Raw genomic sequence first — 18816 nt, 5'->3', positions numbered from 1 at the left:
TTCTAGGGAGCTTTGCTATAATTGTCTTAGATTTTTGTGATTTTCGGAGGAAAAGCGTTTGCTAAATCAGGACAAAAAGAAAAATCATGAGTTAGAAGAACAGGCATCTAAAAAAGTTACCCGTTGGATTCTTAGTGGATTAGGTGCTATTTTAGTCTTGTTTATCTTAATTGGAGGCTGTTATGTTGGCTATGCACTTCAGCCTGCCAACCGTCATGATGAAGATGTCGTTAGTGTTCATATTCCTGCAGGTGCAACTAATAGTCAGATTGCTCAGATTTTACAGGAGAAAAAGATTATTAGAAATGCGATCATCTTTAACTTTTGGTTAAAGAGTCATAGTGCAACCAATTTTCAGGCAGGTAATTTCTATCTTTCACCTTCAATGCATAACAAGGAAATCGTTAGTCAATTGCAAGGTGGAGGCGGTCGTCCAGTTGTCGGTCACGTTTTGATAAAAGAAGGACAAACGATTGATAGTATTGCTACGACAGTTGGTAAGAATACGAAATATAGCCGTCAAGACTTCTTGAAGCTAATGAAAGATCAAAGCTTTATGAAGAGTCTAGAAAAGCAATATCCTAAGCTCTTAACTAGTTCAATGAACAGTAAAGGTGTTCGCTATCACTTAGAAGGATATCTCTTTCCGGCTAAGTATGATGTCTATCAAGGTGCTTCTTTGAAAGAACTAGTTAACCAAATGGTTGATAAGACTGATCAAGTTTTACAACCTTACTATAGTTCTATCAAGAAAAAACATTTGACTGTGCAGGAAGTTTTAACTTTAGCTTCTTTAGTAGAGCGTGAAGGTGTTAAGTCTAAGGATCGCCGCATGATTGCTGGGGTATTCTTTAACCGAATTAAAGCAAATATGCCACTTCAATCTGATATTTCAGTCATGTATGCGCTGAATAAGCATAAACATTCTTTGACCCTAAAGGATATTAAGGTAAAATCTCCATATAACTTGTATGTTCACAAGGGATATGGTCCGGGACCATTTAATAATCCGAGTTTAGATTCAATTAGTGCTGTATTAAACCCAATCAAGTCTAACTATCTCTACTTTGTTGCAAATCTTAAGACTGGTAAGGTTTACTACAATGAAAACTATGACGAACACTTGAAACGGAATAGTAGTTTAGGCCAGTAAAAATGGTTGACTTTTTTTAGTAGAAAACATAAGCTGGTTGGTGCAAAGAATAATAGGTATAGGTAAGGAGAATTTTTAGTATGGCAGAAAAAGTTTATCCAATGACCGCTGAAGGTAAGGAAAAACTTCAGAAGGAATTAAAAAACTTAAAATTAGTAAAACGTCCAGAAGTTATTGAGAGAATTAAGGTTGCTAGATCATTCGGTGACTTATCAGAAAACTCTGAATACGATGCTGCAAAAGATGAGCAAAGTGCTGTAGAACAACGTATTGTTCAAATTGAACAAATGCTTAAGTATGCACAAGTTGTTGATGCAGATAGCGTTGATCCTAACGAAGTTTCTATCGGTAAGACTGTTACTTACACTGAAGTAGGTACTGATGATCCAGAAACCTATACTATCGTTGGATCTGATGAATCTGATCCGCTTAACGGAAAAATTTCTAATGATTCACCAATTGCTCAAGCTTTACTTGGCAAGAAAAAGGGTGAAAAGGTAACTATTAACACTCCTGGTGGAACATTTGATGTAACTATCAATGATGTTAAAACATTGAACTAACTCTGAATCGTTTATAAAAATGCTTAACTTGCTCTCTTGCAAGTTAAGCATTTTTTGGTTTGAAAATAAATATAATTATAAGTGAAATGAGTGAAATTATAAGACCGATTAGAAAGGCAAAGGGAATATAAATCAAAATTAAATGATGGTTTCCTTTGCTTAATTTGGCACTCAAAAAATTATGAGCAAATTTTTCTGTTCTTAGAAATTTGCCGTTATCTAAAATTAGCCAGTTTTTTGAATAAGGAATAGTAGAATTAAGCAGTTTATTTCTTCTAGCAATGTAAGTGAGCTTTAAAGAAATAGGACTAGTTTGCCAAGTAATAGGCTGTTTTTTGTTAAATTTACGAATAATTTGGATAAATTCATGTTCTTTAAATTGTAGTACTCGAATTCCACTCAGATTAGTTTTTTCATTATGTAAATTAAAAGTAATTTTGATTGGAGCATTTGGAGAATAATAACCAATATTTAATAATTTGTTTGAAATTCCTAAATCTTGATTATTAAGATGATGTCCATTGACAGTAATGGAAACAGAATTTGCATCTAAATTTGAAGGAAGTTCTAAATAATAAGGTCCTTTTTGAAAGGAAGAAATTTTGAAAGAAATCGTTGCAATTCTGCTTTTGTTAATTTTTTGATATTCATTAATATTTTTAGTGGATTTGATATTTTCTAGTTTATTAGGATTTGTTAGGTACAAGCTATTAAAGAGATTAATTTTTTTACCAACAATGCTATTAAAAAGAGTATTTTGATTAGCAGATGGCATACTGGCATAAAAGTTTGTTTTCTTATGTGATGGAGAGATAAAAATAAGAGGTAAAGCTGAAGAATTTTTTCTAATTTGTACTTGTTTAAAACTTTTGACAACCTTATTCGTAATTAAATCGGGTCGATAAAATGCACTTGTAAAAACTATTTGTTGTTTTGAAGGAAGGCTTCGCCGATTCTTAATCGGAACGATATTGTATTTAACGCCTAAAATACTATCAGATAAGGGAGTAGCAAAATTATTAGTAAAAGAATTGTCATTATTTTCAAGACCTAAATACTCAATCAAATTAATAGTTGAACGGTCAGAAATGGAGTTGAAATTACTAATACCATAATAGTTATTGCTTAAAGGATCGTCATCTGAACGCGTAAAAGTTTTTTCGGTTCGATATAAGCTAGAATCATATTTGTGTAAATATGATGTACTTTCAGAGATGTTTTTAGTGAAATTGGTATAGTCAAAGTTTTTTTGATAAGAAATATTATCAAGGCTAGCTAACAAATTGATACTTACTTCAAGACCAACAATGCCAAAGAAAATTACTGGGATCCATTTATAGTTGAAAAACAAAAGAATTAACAAACTACATAATAAAAAGAGAATAGTTAAAGTAATATTTGTTTGATTTAAAAACTCTTTTTGATGAAGATTTAGAGAAAGAAATGAGCTTAAACTAATTACTAGAAGAAAAGACACTATTTTGCTGCTAATATTAAATTTATGTGTGTGAGCAAGAACCTGAACTCCGAGATAAATTGCGTAAAAAGAAAAGATAAAGCTAAAGCGAGCTGGGTACCAAACTGGGTATTGACCTAAGTGCCAAAGTAAAATAAGAGGATTGAAACTAAAGGAAAAGAATAAAAATACTAGTAATAACGCGGAGGCTACCTTTTCTTTAATAGAAAAATGGTGGTTGATGAAATAGAGGATGCAAAGAAGAGTAAAGATACTAGTTAAAAAGATATTAGGCAACCCTTTTTCCATTTCAGTAAAGTTAAAAGCACCTACAGTTAATTTATAAAATGTTTGATATGGAGCAAATTGAAACCCCATTGATAAAGTAGTATCTGAATGAATTTTTCCATTTAATATTTCAAAGAAAGATGGTAGTAATATGATTGCAGCTAAACTGGTGCCAAGAAAACTTTTAGTAAAATATTGAAAGATAATTTGTCTCTTAGAAAAAGAAGAATTGAATAGCGTATTAATAAAGTAAAGTAAGCCGAAGAAAAGCACCATGAAACCAGTATAAAAATTAGTAAACCATAATAAAAAAGTGATCATGGTAAGATAGAAGTAGTGTTGCCTTTTGTTTCCTAATTTATCAATAGAGTCAAGCAACAGAGGTAGCAAAATTAAACTGTCAAGCCACATTAAGTTTAAGTTATAACTAACAACAAATCCGCTTAATGAGAAGGCTAGACTAGCTGCAAGAGCAAAAACTTTGTTATCGCCATTGAAGAATTTTTGAAAATAATAAAAACTGCTAAGTCCGATGCTTCCAATTTTTAAACTAATAATTAAAAGAATTGCTTCGGGTAATTGCGACTTGGAAAAAATAAATAATAAAAAGTTGAAGGGACTAGTTAAGTAATAAGCCCAGGTTCCAATAAAGGAATTACCTAAGCCACTACTGAATGTAAAAATAAGATTTAGCGGATTAGAAAATAAGTTGTTTTTATAAAAAGCTAGAAAATCAATATATTGCTGCCCTAAATCAACAGTTAGAATTTCATAATTGCGATAGATAAAGTAGCTTGCAAAAATGCAGGCAGGTAGTAAAAAGGAAAGCCAATATAGATAATTGTTTTTGAAATATGTTTTAACTTGGTTGGTAAACATTGATAGAGTCCCTACTTCTTAAGAATATATAATTATTGCGATTTTCATTGATAGAAAAATAGAATTTAGATCCGTTTTTTGCTAAAATCAATTCTAGTTTAGTGAGGTTAGAATTTTGAATTATTTAAAACAAAGTAAAGGTTCGAATAGAAATTCCACTTCGACGCCCCTAAGAATGAAAATTATTTTGGGCGTCATTTTAGTTTTATTTTTATTATTAATTGGTCAATTAGCTTACTTGCAACTCTTCTATGGTGGTCGTTTTCAAGCGGAAGTGCAACAAACAGACCAAAAAATTGTATCTAATAACGTACCACGTGGTGTGATGTATGACAGCAGTGGCAAGATTTTGGTAGGTAATAAAGCCAATAACGCAATTACTTATACCAAAAATTCTAGCATTACGTCTAGTCAAATATATAAAGTTTCTAATCATTTAAGTCAATATATAACACTTGATGATGAAAAACCTACAAAAAGGCAGTTATATGATTATTACTTAGCTAATAGCAAAATTTCAGAAAAGGAAACAGCAAAATTACCTAAATCTGAACGCTATGACAGTAATGGTGATGCGCTAAGTTCAAGTCAAATATATAATAATGTCTTAAAACGTGTAGAAAAACAAAATATTCATTTTACTAAGCGTCAAAAAACAGCTGCTTTAATTTTTAATAAGATTTCCGGTGCATATACACTTTCGACTATTTATATTAAAAACAAGGGCTTAACTGATCGTGAAATGGCGTTGGTTGGAGAACACTTGTCTGAATTACCTGGTGTAGGTATTGGAACAGACTGGTCAAGAAGCTATCCAAACGGAAAATCGATTAAGAGTATTATTGGTTCAGTTTCTTCAGAAAAAGCAGGTCTACCAAGCGATAACTTACAATACTATTTAACTCAAGGTTATTCACGTAACGACCGAGTTGGTACTAGTTACCTTGAAGAAAAGTATGAACCACTTTTGAAGGGTACAAAATCTAAGTCACAAGTAGTAACTAAGGCTAAAGATGGGGTTGAACAAACTAAAACTGTATATAAGGGCCAAAGCGGCGCAAGCCTAATTTTGACAATGAATGCCAAGTACCAGCAAGAAGTTGAAAAGACTCTGAAAAAAGTATATGCTTCTGCTCAAGCTGCTGGCGCTACTCAGTACTCTAACGGTGCATATGCTGTGGCAATGAACCCTAAAACTGGTGCGCTTTTAGCAATTGCAGGTATTGATCATAATGCGAAAACTGGTAAGAATACAGATGATGCGTTAGGTGTAATTAATAAATCATTTGTTATGGGATCTGCAATCAAGGGTGCTACTGTTGCAGGTGGATTAATGAATGGTATTATTTCGCCGACTAACAGTGTGATGCCTGATACGCCAATTTACTTACCAGGGTCACCAATTAAAAAATCTGTTTATCCAGTTGGTACGTTTGGTAGCTTAGATGCTCCAACGGCGCTTGAAGTATCAAGTAACATCTATATGATGCAGCTTGCTCTAAGATGGGTTAATGCAAAATATACACCACATAGCTTTATCTCTATGCCTTCAGATGCATTTACAAAGTTAAGACGTAACTTTGCAATGTTTGGTTTAGGGCAGAAGACAGGAGTTGATCTTCCAGGTGAAGTATCTGGTATTCAAGGTCGCTCATATAATTCGGCGGGGCAACTACTTAGTGGTTCTGTGCTTGACTTAGCTTATGGAAACTATGATGCTTATACTCCAATTCAGTTAGTTCAATATGTTTCAACTATTGCTAATGGTGGATATCGTATGCGTCCATATTTAGTTCAATCGGTTGGTGAAACTAACGCTCAAGGAAACAAAGTTTCTATTCTCTATAACAATAAGCCACAGGTTCAAATGCGTATTCCTTGGACGCAAGATCAACTTGATGTTATTCATCAAGGATTTTATCGTGTTGTTCATGGTACTAACTCATGGGGAACAGCTCACTCATTGAAGGATGTTAAGCCTTCAATTTCCGGTAAGACTGGTACTGCTCAGACTTTCTATTATGATGAAGATAACCCGGGGAATCCTAAAGCTCCAGAAGTTATTAACGCTACTTTTGTTGGTTATGCACCATCAAAGGATCCTAAACTTGCTGTTGCGGTTGTTTTCCCAGGACTTGATCCTGATAAGGAAGGTAAATATACCCTTGAAGTTGCCAAGGCAATGGTTGAAGACTACTTCAAGCTTAATAAATAGAAAAGTACTGGTAAAAGTACGCAAAACATGGTATAGTTTAACAGTTAACTAAATAAGTAGGTGGTGGAAAAGATGGCAGAACATATTATCCTTGAATGCACCGAATGTGGCGATAGAAGTTACTTATCTGAAAAGAATAAGCGTAAGCATCCGGAACGTTTAGCTTTAAAGAAGTATTGCCCAGTTGAAAGAAAGGTAACACTTCACCGCGAAACTAAGTAATCAAAGCAACAGGCAATTCCTGTTGTTTTTTTGTATCCAGAGATATTATTTAATGCATTTAATTAGTAAAAACGAATTACGAAGATTACAAATAAAGAGATTAACTGAATTTGCGAATAGTACGCAAAAATTATCTGAAGATAAGATCTTAAAAGAAAAGCTACTTAGAAATTCACTTTTAGCTAGCGCAGAATCGATAGGTATTTCTGTTTCAATGCCTCTAGAAGTCAGTACAGTGCCTATTATTGCTTCTTTATGGAAGATGGGTAAAAGAGTATATATTCCGCGATGCTTGCCAAAGAGGAAGATGGAATTTACACTTTATGATAAAAATACGATATTAGTTAAAACTAAGTTTGGTGTTTTAGAAAATCGTGATTCAAAAGCTATCGTGAATAATAACTTAGATTTAATGATTGTTCCCGGTCTAGCTTACGGTTTAGATAAAAATAGTCGTCTTGGTTTTGGTGGGGGCTATTATGATCGCTTTTTAGAAAAGTATCCAACTAGAACGCTTAGTTTAGTCAATTCAGTCCAACTTTTTAAGCGAACTTCATGGCAGGTTGAAGAACATGATATTCCGATTGAGAAGTTAATTTTAGTTAAATAAGAAAGAGGAGACGAGATGCAAAAATTGAAATTTAGTCGATTTTCTAGCACATTTATTACAAATGCTATTTTAATAGTGCTCTTTATTGTGTTTATTCTTGAAACAATAATGGGTGGATCGACTAATATTAATACTTTGCTTCGCTTAGGTGCAATGAATAATCAGCTAGTTACCGTTGAACATCAATGGTGGAGGCTGTTTACTGCTCAATTTTTACACATTGGATGGCTACATATTGCTTCTAACGCTGTGATGATTTATTATATTGGGCAATTTATGGAGCCTTTGTTAGGGCATTGGCGATTTTTAAGCGTCTATTTGCTGTCAGGAATTGGTGGAAATTTACTAAGCTATGCGTATGGCAGTGATTCTGTAGTTAGTGCTGGCGCTTCAACAGCGTTGTTTGGACTTTTTGGAGTAGTCATCGCACTTTATTTAGCTAACCGTGCAATTCCTGCAATTAATTATTTAGGAAAGCAGGCTTTAGCCCTAGCTATTATCAATTTGGCACTTGATTTATTTGCAAGTCATATTGATATTTTAGGTCATTTAGGTGGTTTAGTATCTGGTTTTCTATTGGGAATAATTTTTGGTAGTGCGCACTTAAGACAATACCATCATAAATTAAGAGTTATTGCAGCCGTTATTACAATTATTTATGTTGTATTTTGCTTACATCAAGGAATAGTGATTAATAATTAATAATGAAAAATTTACACGATGTTCAAAAGCTACTTAAAAAGTTTAATATTATTGTTTATGTTGGTAAACGTAAATGGGATATTGAATTAATGGGAATAGAATTAGATAATTTATATCATGCCGGTGTAGTTTCTAAAAAAGAATACATGAATGCTAAGTTAATTTTGAGTCACGAGCATGAAATTGAAGAAGAAAAGGAAACTAGCACAAAAGATAGTAATGGATTATTATAGTACTATAGAAATTCTTATATTAGGAGTAAGTAATTAATGAATATTTTTGGGATCAGCAATTTTGTCTTAATTATCATTATTTTGGCTTTTGCTTTAAGCTGGCTTTGGACATGGATTCAATCGAAGCGTGTCGGTGGTGCGCTAACTAATGAAGAGTTTGAAAAGGGTAAGAGAAAAGCACAAATTATTGATGTACGTGAAAAGGGCCCATTTAAGAAAGAACATATTCTAGGAGCACGTAACATTCCTTACACAATGTTTAAGTATCAATATCAAGAAATCCGTCCAGATTTACCCGTATATCTTTATTCTGATTCAAGTGCATTAACTGTAAGAGCAGCACGCTTTTTGCAGAAAAAAGGCTATAAAAAAGTATATTGGCTGAAAGACGGCTTTGAAAAATGGGATGGCCAAACTAAGTCTTCTAAATACTAAAAGAGAGATCAATCCTTATTACAGGGATTAATCTCTCTTTTTTATTTAACCTTGATGAGCTGAGTAACTCTTTCTATTGGCTTTAATTCTATTTTGTTCAATTCTATCAGCTTCTTTTTGTTCAGGTTCTACTACCTTTTTTTTATAAGTAGCAAGTCCTGCAGCAAGTGCGCCAACAGTTGCTAAAACGCCAGTTACGACACCAGCACCAAATTTCTTTGCCATGGTTAATGCCTCCCTAAAAATTATTTTATCAATTCAAATTTTAGCAATAATTCTTATTTCGATAAAGCCTTTTGCTATATTAAGTCTGAAGAAATAGTAGTTTTTTGTTAGAATGGATATCAAGAAATAAGAGGAATTATTTATGCAAAAAATTATTGTCCTGATTGGACCCACTGGAATTGGGAAAACCGACCTAGCATTGAAACTTGCCCCTAAAATTAATGCAGAAATCATTTCTGGAGATTCAATGCAAATTTATCAAGAGGTAAGTATTGGTACTGCTAAGCCAACAGCTGAAGAACTAAGACAAGTAAAACATTATTTGGTTAACCAGCGTTCCATTTTTGAAGAATATTCTGTTAAAGATTTCGTTGCTGAAGGTACAAAAGCTGTTAATCAAATTGTAGCTAAGGGGTCTATTCCACTAGTTGTTGGCGGAACGGGTTTTTATATTAATGCCTTAGTAAATAAGCTGCAATTAGGTGAACCTGGAGATTATCAAACAAGTGTAGATCCTAAGTGGGAAAAATATTTAAAAGAAAATGGTGCAGAAAAATTATGGCAGCTTCTTAATGAAAAGGATCCTGATGCTGCTAAAAAAATAGCTCCACAAAATAGTCGTCGAACTCTTAGAGCATTAACAGTGATTAGTCGAACAGGTAAGTTATTTAGTCAGCAGCAAGCAAAAATTTCTCCTAGATATGATGCCTTGATTATTGGGTTAAATAGTGATCGAGAAGAAGTCTATCAGCGAATAAATAAACGTGTAGATAAAATGATGGCCGCTGGGTTACTTAAAGAAGCAAGATTTGTTTATGACAACCGTGCTCGTGAGCATCAAGCAATTCAAGCGATTGGCTATAAAGAATTTTTCCCATATTTTTCAGGTGAAAAAACGCTTGATGAATGCGTAAATAAACTAAAACAAGCATCGCGAAAATATGCCAAACGTCAGCTAACGTATTTTAAACATCAATTGCCTGTTGTCTGGTTAGATCCTCTACATGATAGGGAGACGCCAGAAAAAGCTCTAAATGAAATAAAAAGTTTTTTAAATAAATAAAAAAGTTATGGTTATGATAGGATATTACTGGTATATTCATAACAAACGGTTTAAAATATATCTAAAAAAATATTAATACTGATTGACGAGACCAATCTAGTTTGTTATTGTTTTCAGTGTGCATTAGCACAAGTAGTTAATAGATTTTTAAGGACTATACCAATCGCTTGGAACAGGTATAATCCTTTAGAATAGGTGTGTACAATGAGTAAAACTATTACTGCAGAAGATATTAAAAAGAGTGTTAAGGATAACGATGTTCGTTTCTTAAGATTAGCTTTTACTGATATTAATGGAACTTCTAAGGCTGTTGAGGTTCCAACTAGTCAATTAGATAAAGTTTTAACTAACGATATCCGTTTTGATGGCTCTTCAATTGATGGCTTTGTTCGTCTAGAAGAAAGTGACATGGTTTTATATCCCGACTTTTCAACTTGGGCAGTTTTACCTTGGGGAGATGAAAAGGGCGGAAAGATTGGTCGTTTAGTATGTTCTGTTCATAAGACCGATGGTGAACCATTTGAAGGTGACCCAAGAAATAACTTGAAGCGTATCCTTAAAGAAATGAATGATATGGGCTTTACTGATTTTGATATTGGTTTTGAAGCAGAATTTCATTTATTTAAGTTAGGTGAAGATGGCAACTGGACTACTGAAGTTCCTGATCATGCTTCATACTTTGATATGACCTCTGATGACGAAGGTGCAAGATGCCGTCGTGATATTGTTGAAACATTAGAAAGTATTGGCTTTGAAGTTGAAGCAGCTCACCATGAAGTAGGAGACGGTCAACAAGAAATTGACTTTAGATTTGATGATGCTTTAACAACTGCTGACCGTGTTCAAACTTTTAAGATGGTTGTACGTGAAGTAGCAAGAAAGCATGGTTTATATGCCACATTTATGGCTAAGCCAGTAGAAGGTCAAGCAGGAAACGGGATGCACACTAACATGTCCTTGTTTAAGGATGGCAAGAATGTCTTCTACGATAAAGATGGTGAATTCCACTTATCAGATACTGCTCTTTACTTCTTAAACGGTATTTTGGAACATGCTCGTGCAATTACAGCAATTGGTAATCCAACTGTTAACTCATATAAGCGTCTTATTCCAGGTTTTGAAGCACCTGTTTATATTTCATGGGCTTCAAAGAACCGTTCACCACTTGTTAGAATTCCTGATGCTGAAGAGATTAATACTCGTCTTGAAATGCGTTCAGCTGACCCAACAGCTAACCCATATCTTTTGCTTGCAGCATGCTTAAGTGCTGGTTTAAATGGTATTAAAGAAGCAAAGAAACCAATGGCACCTATTACTTCTAATGTTTTTGAAATGTCTGAAGAAGAAAGAGCTAAACGTGGTATTAAACCACTTCCATCTACTTTGCATAATGCTGTTAAGGCATTTAAGGCTGATCCATTAATTCAAAAAGCCTTAGGTGAACATTTAACTCAAAGTTTTATTGATTCTAAGAATCTTGAATGGGCTAAATATAATCAATCAGTTTCTGATTGGGAAAGAGATCGCTACATGGGTTATTAATTAACTGAAAAAGATAATCAAGCCAGTTGAGTAATTTCAACTGGCTTTTTTGATTGTTTGAAAAATGTGATAAAGTTAAGGGGTATGTTAGAGAGGGGTTAAGTGATTGAAAAAAAAGCAATCGATTTATACTAAAGACGTTATTTTAGTTATGGCAGCGTCTTTCTTTTTTATGTTTTCAGTAATGTTTGTAACGCCGCTAATTAATGGTTATGCAATCAGTTTAGGTGCAAGTGCAGTATTTGCTGGCATCATAACTGGAATTATGAGTGTAGTGTCAATGTTTTTACGCCCAGTAGCTGGTAATTTAACTGACCGTTTTTCAAAGTATAGCTTATCATTTATTGGCGGAGTATTGATTTTGATCGGAGTTGCCGGGTATTGCCTCTCTCCGTCAGGTAATTGGTTGCTAATTTTTAGATTAATTAACGGTACTGGCTTTGTTTTAGCAACTGTTTGTATGACAACTTGGTTAGCATTTTTAGTACCGCGTAGTCATGTTGGAGAGGCAATGGGCTTTTATGGTCTGATGAATGCGTTAGCAATGGCTCTTGCGCCTGCTTTAGCAATCAATCTATATAAAGTTATTGGTTATAAGTCCGCCCTTTGGCTTGCCGTAGTCGCTGCAATCTTAATGATTATTTCTATCCAATTTGTTGGAGATCACGCTAAGCCTAAGATTAATAGTAGCAAGAAAAGAAAAATTAAAATTATTCAAAAAGATGCTATTCCTATTGCTTTGCTAACGACTTTCTTTGCAATCCCATATTTTATTACGCAAGCTGATATTGTCGTGTATGTTGAAAGACAACATTTTTCAATTGCGGTAGGGTATTTCTTTGTTATCTATGCAATTGCTTTACTCTTGATTAGAATTGGTTTAAAAAAATATTTCGATTTAATTCGCTTTGGATTTTGGTTTTGGCTAAGCCTAATAGCAACAATTTTATTTTTAATTGTTGCAGCTTTTATGGTTAATAATTGGTTGATGGGTTTCGCAGCTATTATGCTTTCAATTGGTTATGGGGTTATTTATTCTGTTAATCAGTCAACTGCTCTGATGTTAGCTCCAATTGAAGAACAGGGGTTAGCTAGTTCAACATTCTATCTAGGACTTGATATTGGAATGGCTGCTGGCCCAATGATTGGTGGCGTGACTGCTCAAAATTTAGCTCCAGCTTACTTTTATCCTGTCTTATTAGTTATTGTGCCAATAATTTTAATTGTTTATTTTGTATATCGTAAGAAATTGAATGGTGCTTTGAGCCGTCGTTAGTAAGGAGAAAAAGATGAAGATTCCTTTTAAAGCTGTTGCTGTTGATATGGATGGGACTTTTTTGAATGACCAGAGAAGTTATGATCATCAATTATTTGATCAAGTTTTAACTAAACTTGAAAAACATGATATTAGATTTATTGTAGCTAGTGGAAGACCATTTGCTCGGTTAAAAAATGATTTTCCAGAGTTTATTGATCGAATGGATTTTGTAACTGCTAATGGTTCTAGATTAATTGTCGAAGGGAAAGAAGTTGCTGTTGAAGGATTAAGTAAACAACAAGCTATCAATTTAATTAATTTTGTTCATAATAAATATGGCAGTATGGCAACAATGGCCTATGGCAGAAAAAAGGCCTATATTGGAACTGAAGCGCCTGCAAAAGATAAAGAATTTCTGCAATATTTTGCTAAGGAAAGTACTGAAATTAGTGACTGGCAGAATTTACCTGATGACGTTTTTATTGAATTAACTTTTCACTATGATAGTAAAATTGCAAAAGATATTGAGCAAGATTTTAATGAACAATACGGAAATCTTGTCACTACGTTCGCTTCTAATCCGATAGCTATAGATGCAGTTAAGTATGGGATTAATAAGGCTACTGGATTAAGGAATCTACTTGCTCGTTTTAATTTGACTAGTGAAGATTTGATTGCTTTTGGCGATAGTGGTAATGATATTCAGATGCTTGATTTTGCCAAATATAGTTATGCGATGGAGAATGGCATGGAGATCGCGAAAGAGCATGCAAGATATCTTGCTCCTAGCAATAATGATAATGGGGTATTGCAGGTCTTAAATAGATACCTAGATAAAAACTAAAAGAATGAGGTCAAGCTGAGCCTCATTCTTTTTTTATATAGTTTTATAGTGTATAAGCTTGTCCCTTTTCTAAGTTAATTTGCACACCAAAAATTTTTGCTTTTTTATTTGAATTATTTAAATAAACATATACTGGAATATGAGTAGACTTTAATTTACCAAGCAGTTGCATGATTTGGGTAACTGTCTTTGCCTTTTTCCCTATAAATAACAAACATTGATCTCCTTCGACTTGAATTTTACTGATAGGGTATAAAGGACCAGTTTTACTGGTTTGGTAAAAAAATTGAAAGTTTGGATGAAGATCAGAAATTAAAGTTAAAAGATCATCTAGATACATAATATTTCACCAGCTCTTGATTTCTATATTTACTAGAGATAATATAGATTATATTTTTGAAATAGAGGTCTTCCAATGAAGATAAAGAGTAAGAAAATAAAAATTATTATTATCTCTATTTTAGCAGTTTGCGGCATTTTTATAGCTGCAGGGCTATATTTTTATCAGGTTGCTGTCGTTCCTGGTCATAAGTCGTTTATCAGTAATGATACTAAGATAGTAAAGTCTGATCCGCTTTACAGGGAGAAAAAATGGTATCAAGATGTTCATAAACAAAAATGGGTTATAAAGTCAGCGGATGATAATTTAAAGTTAGATGCAAATTATATTCCAGCTGCAAATTCTAAAAAGACAGTGATTATTCTACATGGTTTTATGAATAATAAAGATACAATGGGAGCTTATGCAGCTATGTTTCATAAACTTGGCTATAATACGCTTTTACCTGATGCTCGTGGACATGGACAAAGTCAAGGAAACTATATTGGATATGGCTGGCGTGAAAAAGTAGATGTTAAAAAATGGGCTAAAGAAGTTATTCAAAAGAATGGTTCTGATAGTAAAATTGCTATTTTCGGTGTCAGTATGGGAGGAGCAACAACCATGATGGCAAGCGGATTAACAATGCCGAGACAAGTAAAAGCCTATATTGAAGATTGCGGTTATACTAATGTTAAGGATGAAGTTGAACACGAAGCAGAGGACTTGTACCATTTACCAACTTTTCCACGTTTTCCATTAGTTGAAGTGTTAAGCGGAATTACTAGACTTAGAGCTGGATATTTCTTAGGGGATGGTAGCAGTATAAGACAAGTCGCAAAGAATAAGCGACCAATGTTTTTTATTCATGGAGAAAAGGATACTTTTGTTCCAACTAAAATGGTATATGATAATTACCAAGCTTCTAAAGGTAAAAAAGAGCTTTGGATTGTTCCAGGTGCTAAACATGCAAAGTCATTTGCAACTGAGCCTGCTCAGTATCAGAAAAAGGTCAAAGCTTTTCTAAATAGATATTTGTAAAAGATTGCTAAGATTGATTAGCAATCTTTTTTTAGAATTAATTAAAAAATATAGCGCTTTTTGTTTCTGTTTAGATTTGTGAGCTATCATAGTTATTGTAATAATTTTTACTAAGAGGTGGAAGCGTGTTACAAGATGTTTATATTGTAGGAATGAATCGAATTCCTTTTGGCAAATATCGTGGATTTTATAAGGATGAAAATGCTGTTGATTTAGGTGTCTTAGCACTGAAAGGCTTATTAAAAAAGAATATAGTATCGCAAGATAAAATCGATAACATTCTAATTGGCAATGTTTTAAGTGCTGGTTTAGGGCAAAATGTTGCACGTCAAATTGCTTTAAAATCAGGATTACCTGAGTCTATTGTTGCTACAAGCATTGACGATGTTTGTGGTTCTAGTTTAAAAGCTTTACGGTTTGCACAAGTGCAAATGTTACTTGGTGATTATGAAATTGCTGTTGTTGGCGGAGCTGAAAGCATGACAAATGCTCCTCTTTTACTCAATAAGAGTAAAAAGCATGATAAAAATCCAGTATATCAAGATAGTTTAATGATAGATGGCATTGGTGACGCCTATTCTGAAAAGCCAATGGGAATTACTGCTGAAAATGTTGCTGATAAATACCAAGTTACTCGTCAAGATATGGATGAATTCGCACGTGATTCTCATGCCAAGGCTTATGCGGCTCAAGAGAATAATTGGTTTGAAGAAGAGTATGCCCCTATCAAGTTAAACGGGAAAGTACTAGATCATGATGAGACGATTCGACCAGATACTAGTTTAGATGCCTTGGGACAGCTTAAACCTGTATTTAAAGAAAATGGTCGTGTTACAGCAGGAAATTCATCTCCATTGACTGACGGAGCAAGTATGGTGCTTCTTGCCAATCAACAAAAATTAGATGAATTTAACTTAACGCCATTAGCTTATTTAGGTGCTTATGCGGAAATTGGCTGTGATCCTGCTTATATGGGATATGCACCATATTTTGCAATTAAAAAATTGCTAAAAGAAACTAATAGTACAATTGATGATTATGATTTAGTTGAAATTAATGAAGCATTTGCGGCGCAAGCTTATGCTGTAGCTCGTGATTTGAATATTCCAAAAGAAAAGCTAAATATTGCTGGTGGAGCAATTAGTTTAGGACATCCATTGGGTGCGACAGGTACGCGGTTAGTAATAAGTGCAGTGAATAGTTTACGCAAGATCAATGGTCGAAGAGCGATTGTTTCGTTATGTATTGGTGGCGGTCAAGGAATTGCATATGAAATCAGAAGAATTATCTAAAAAGAAGTTTTATCAATGGTTGCCAGAAGAGAGAAGAAACTTTCTTGAAGAAGAAGGAATTGAATTAAGTAAAATAGCTTCTGATACTTTAACAAGATTGAATACACTCAGTGAGAATGTAGTTGGTCAGGTTCGACTTCCTTTGGGAATTTTACCGAGGTTAATTGTCAATGAAAAAAGTTATTGTGTGCCAATGGCGGTGGAAGAACCATCAGTTGTTGCAGCAGCTAATCATGCAAGTAAAATTTTTAATCAAAATGGTGGAGTAGAAGCAGTTAGCATTAGAAATGGAATCTACGGGCAAATCGTTTTAGAAGTGGCACATGATTTTGATTTAGTTAGATTTACTGAAGAATTTCCTGAGTTAATTGAATTAGCTAATCGTAAATTTGCTAGTTTAGTTAAGCATGGTGGCGGTGTTCGAAAAATTGAAGCTTCTAGAAAAGATAATTTGGTTTTTCTTAAAGTATTAGTTGATCCTGCAGAAGCAATGGGAGCAAATAAAACAAATGCTATTTTAGAATTCTTAGGAAACAAGTTAGAAAAGCAGATAAATGTTGAACAAACCATGTATGCGATTTTATCTAACTATCCGACTCAATTAACTACAGCCAAAGTAAGTTTGGATATTAATAGCGTTGGTGGACCCAAGGTAGCTAAAAAAATAGTTTTACTTAGTGAAATTGGTCAAACGGATATTTATCGAGCCGTAACTAATAATAAAGGAATAATGAACGGTGTTGATAGCGTCTTAGTAGCAACAGGTAATGATTATCGCGGAGTAGAAGCAGCAACTGCCGTATGGGCGAATAAAGATGGTAGCTATACTTCACTTAGTAAGTGGAGCATCGCAAATGATAGATTAATTGGAACAGTAACGATCCCCTTAGCAATTGGTGTAGTTGGTGGTTCTATCAAGGCTCGTCGAGATATTCAGCAGAGTTTTAACTTATTAGGTAAGGTGTCTGCTGAACAATTAGCCGAGATCATTGCGGCAACTGGTTTAGCCAATAATTTTTCAGCACTATTAGCAATTTCTACTAAGGGAATTCAGGCTGGTCATATGAAATTGCAAGCAAGAAACTTGGTTGCTACTTTAAAGGCTAATGAAGATGAGAAGGCAAAGGTTTTAGAAAAGCTGCAAGAAAGTAAACAATATACTCAAGAAGCCGCTGTGAGATTTTTAGATGAAATAAGAAAGGAAAAGAATTAAATGAAGGTTGGAATTGATCAAATTGGATATTTTACTCCAAATAAGTATGTAGATATGGTAGATTTGGCTCATGCACGAAACCAAGATCCAAATAAATTTTTAATTGGAATTGGGCAGAAAAGGATGAGCGTGGCTGATCCAACTCAAGATGCGGTTTCAATGGGAATTAATGCTACATTACGGTATATAAACAAAATTGACAAATCTAAAGTTGGGCTTTTGATTTTTGGTACTGAAAGTAGTGTTGATCAATCTAAATCAGGTTCTTTATTTGTAAAATCAGCTTTAAAACTTGATCCAACCGTTAGAGCGTTTGAAGTTAAAGAAGCATGTTTTGGATTAACAGCAGGGGTAATGATTGCTCAAGATTTTGTACGACTTCATCCTGATCAAACTGCAATTGTTATTGGTAGTGATATTGCTCGCTATGGAATCAATACTGCTGGCGAAGTAACTCAGGGAGCAGGAAGCGTTAGTTTATTAATCTCTAGCAATCCAAGAATTCTAGAAATTAATGAAGGCCATAGCGCTTATAGTGAAGATATTAATGATTTCTGGCGACCAAATTATTCTAAAACTGCCAAAGTAGACGGAAAATATTCAACTCAAGTTTATTTAAATTTTTTTAAACATACTTTTTCTGATTATAAGAAGCAAAAGGGACTTGAAACAAAAGATTTTGCTGCTATTATTTATCACTTACCTTTTACTAAAATGGGGTTGAAGGCTAATCGTTTAGCCATTGAGGGAGTAGATGAAGAAACAAATGCCCGCTTAATGGATAGGTTTACTGCGTCTAAAGAATTAAATGCTAATGTTGGCAATATTTATACTGGATCTTTGTATTTGAGTTTACTTAGTTTACTTGAAAATGGTGGTTTAAAAGCTGGCGATTTAATTGGGTTATTTTCTTATGGCTCAGGTGCCATGGCCGAATTTTATTCAGCAAATGTAGTTGAAGGATATGAGAATGAGCTTGATAAGGATGCTGATGAGGCTTTATTAGATAAAAGAAAGAAATTAAGTGTTCCTGAATATGAGAAAATCTTTTCAGCGAGTTTAGTAGATCCCCAAAATAATGTTGAACTTACTAGTGATGAAGAAAAAGGGAGATATTATTTTGCGGGAATTTGTGATGATATTCGTCAATATAAAGTTAAATAGCTTGTATTCGCTTACATAGTTGTTATAATAAGACATGTGGAGAGGTAGAATAATATTGTAAAAAGTTTTTATCTCCAGATTGTAGTGTTTTAAAGACAA

The 18816-nt window shown here is 33.8% G+C and carries 19 protein-coding genes; 16 read left to right on the top strand and 3 right to left on the bottom strand.

Annotated features, from left to right (window positions below):
- The first annotated feature begins 58 nt into the window (after window positions 1–58).
- Together mltG and greA are read left to right on the top strand one after the other, a co-directional pair.
- Entirely contained in the window at window positions 59–1153 is a 1095-nt protein-coding gene (gene mltG, locus LpgJCM5343_RS06950) for an endolytic transglycosylase MltG (protein ID WP_003648378.1), read from the top strand.
- Between the two features lie 80 nt (window positions 1154–1233).
- Window positions 1234–1716: a transcription elongation factor GreA gene (gene greA / locus LpgJCM5343_RS06945; protein ID WP_003646934.1), complete on the top strand. Its 483-nt coding sequence runs from the start codon at window positions 1234–1236 to the stop codon at window positions 1714–1716.
- Window positions 1717–1759: 43 nt separating this feature from the next.
- Here greA and LpgJCM5343_RS06940 read toward each other — a convergent pair whose 3' ends face one another.
- Window positions 1760–4339, bottom strand: coding sequence for a YfhO family protein (locus tag LpgJCM5343_RS06940; protein WP_077958722.1), 2580 nt, complete (start codon window positions 4337–4339; stop codon window positions 1760–1762).
- A gap of 115 nt (window positions 4340–4454) precedes the next feature.
- Here LpgJCM5343_RS06940 and LpgJCM5343_RS06935 point away from each other — a divergent pair, with 115 nt between their 5' ends.
- The 6 genes from LpgJCM5343_RS06935 (at window position 4455) to LpgJCM5343_RS06910 (ending at window position 8756) form a co-directional block, all read left to right on the top strand.
- Window positions 4455–6554: a peptidoglycan D,D-transpeptidase FtsI family protein gene (locus tag LpgJCM5343_RS06935; RefSeq protein WP_077958723.1), complete on the top strand. Its 2100-nt coding sequence runs from the start codon at window positions 4455–4457 to the stop codon at window positions 6552–6554.
- Window positions 6555–6626: 72 nt separating this feature from the next.
- Window positions 6627–6776 carry a 50S ribosomal protein L33 gene (gene rpmG / locus LpgJCM5343_RS06930; protein WP_003646937.1) on the top strand — a complete coding sequence of 50 codons (150 nt, stop codon included), beginning with the start codon at window positions 6627–6629 and terminating at the stop codon, window positions 6774–6776.
- A gap of 52 nt (window positions 6777–6828) precedes the next feature.
- Window positions 6829–7386 carry a 5-formyltetrahydrofolate cyclo-ligase gene (locus LpgJCM5343_RS06925; RefSeq protein WP_003648382.1) on the top strand — a complete coding sequence of 186 codons (558 nt, stop codon included), beginning with the start codon at window positions 6829–6831 and terminating at the stop codon, window positions 7384–7386.
- Window positions 7387–7401: 15 nt separating this feature from the next.
- Window positions 7402–8088 (top strand): rhomboid family intramembrane serine protease, encoded by a 687-nt coding sequence (locus tag LpgJCM5343_RS06920; RefSeq protein WP_077958724.1) that lies wholly within the window; start codon window positions 7402–7404, stop codon window positions 8086–8088.
- 2 nt (window positions 8089–8090) lie between these two features.
- Window positions 8091–8321 (top strand): YqgQ family protein, encoded by a 231-nt coding sequence (locus LpgJCM5343_RS06915; protein ID WP_003648384.1) that lies wholly within the window; start codon window positions 8091–8093, stop codon window positions 8319–8321.
- A 36-nt stretch (window positions 8322–8357) separates the two neighbouring features.
- Window positions 8358–8756 (top strand): rhodanese-like domain-containing protein, encoded by a 399-nt coding sequence (locus tag LpgJCM5343_RS06910; RefSeq protein ID WP_113576200.1) that lies wholly within the window; start codon window positions 8358–8360, stop codon window positions 8754–8756.
- 45 nt (window positions 8757–8801) lie between these two features.
- On the opposite strand, the gene LpgJCM5343_RS06905 is transcribed toward LpgJCM5343_RS06910, so the two are convergent.
- A complete protein-coding gene (locus LpgJCM5343_RS06905; RefSeq protein WP_004897769.1) occupies window positions 8802–8981 on the bottom strand; it encodes a DUF3042 family protein in 180 nt (59 codons plus the stop codon).
- A gap of 142 nt (window positions 8982–9123) precedes the next feature.
- On the opposite strand from LpgJCM5343_RS06905, the gene miaA reads away from it, so the two are divergent.
- From miaA to LpgJCM5343_RS06885, 4 genes are all read left to right on the top strand, one after another.
- The gene (gene miaA, locus LpgJCM5343_RS06900; protein WP_101890853.1) at window positions 9124–10044 is read left to right on the top strand and encodes a tRNA (adenosine(37)-N6)-dimethylallyltransferase MiaA; all 921 of its coding nucleotides are present in this window, start codon (window positions 9124–9126) and stop codon (window positions 10042–10044) included.
- A 204-nt stretch (window positions 10045–10248) separates the two neighbouring features.
- Complete coding sequence (locus tag LpgJCM5343_RS06895; protein WP_039156000.1) at window positions 10249–11586, top strand: glutamine synthetase family protein; 1338 nt, start codon at window positions 10249–10251, stop codon at window positions 11584–11586.
- A gap of 106 nt (window positions 11587–11692) precedes the next feature.
- Window positions 11693–12862 carry an MFS transporter gene (locus LpgJCM5343_RS06890; protein WP_101890852.1) on the top strand — a complete coding sequence of 390 codons (1170 nt, stop codon included), beginning with the start codon at window positions 11693–11695 and terminating at the stop codon, window positions 12860–12862.
- A gap of 13 nt (window positions 12863–12875) precedes the next feature.
- Window positions 12876–13688 carry a Cof-type HAD-IIB family hydrolase gene (locus LpgJCM5343_RS06885; RefSeq protein ID WP_101890851.1) on the top strand — a complete coding sequence of 271 codons (813 nt, stop codon included), beginning with the start codon at window positions 12876–12878 and terminating at the stop codon, window positions 13686–13688.
- A 43-nt stretch (window positions 13689–13731) separates the two neighbouring features.
- Here the strand turns inward: LpgJCM5343_RS06885 and LpgJCM5343_RS06880 are convergent, their stop codons facing one another.
- Window positions 13732–14028 (bottom strand): hypothetical protein, encoded by a 297-nt coding sequence (locus LpgJCM5343_RS06880; protein ID WP_003648391.1) that lies wholly within the window; start codon window positions 14026–14028, stop codon window positions 13732–13734.
- A 75-nt stretch (window positions 14029–14103) separates the two neighbouring features.
- Between LpgJCM5343_RS06880 and LpgJCM5343_RS06875 the strand changes: the two genes are divergently transcribed.
- From LpgJCM5343_RS06875 to LpgJCM5343_RS06860, 4 genes are all read left to right on the top strand, one after another.
- Entirely contained in the window at window positions 14104–15048 is a 945-nt protein-coding gene (locus LpgJCM5343_RS06875; protein ID WP_113532455.1) for an alpha/beta hydrolase, read from the top strand.
- 125 nt (window positions 15049–15173) lie between these two features.
- On the top strand, window positions 15174–16340 hold the full coding sequence (locus tag LpgJCM5343_RS06870) for a thiolase family protein (protein WP_101890849.1): 1167 nt from the start codon (window positions 15174–15176) through the stop codon (window positions 16338–16340).
- Window positions 16318–17553: a hydroxymethylglutaryl-CoA reductase, degradative gene (locus LpgJCM5343_RS06865; protein WP_101890848.1), complete on the top strand. Its 1236-nt coding sequence runs from the start codon at window positions 16318–16320 to the stop codon at window positions 17551–17553. Before LpgJCM5343_RS06870 ends, LpgJCM5343_RS06865 begins: the two co-directional genes overlap by 23 nt.
- On the top strand, window positions 17554–18717 hold the full coding sequence (locus LpgJCM5343_RS06860) for a hydroxymethylglutaryl-CoA synthase (protein WP_039156011.1): 1164 nt from the start codon (window positions 17554–17556) through the stop codon (window positions 18715–18717).
- Window positions 18718–18816: the final 99 nt, after the last annotated feature.

Source organism: Lactobacillus paragasseri (genome assembly GCF_003584685.1).
Classification (GTDB): Bacteria; Bacillota; Bacilli; order Lactobacillales; family Lactobacillaceae; genus Lactobacillus; species Lactobacillus paragasseri.
This window is presented reverse-complemented; position numbering and strand designations above follow the sequence as displayed.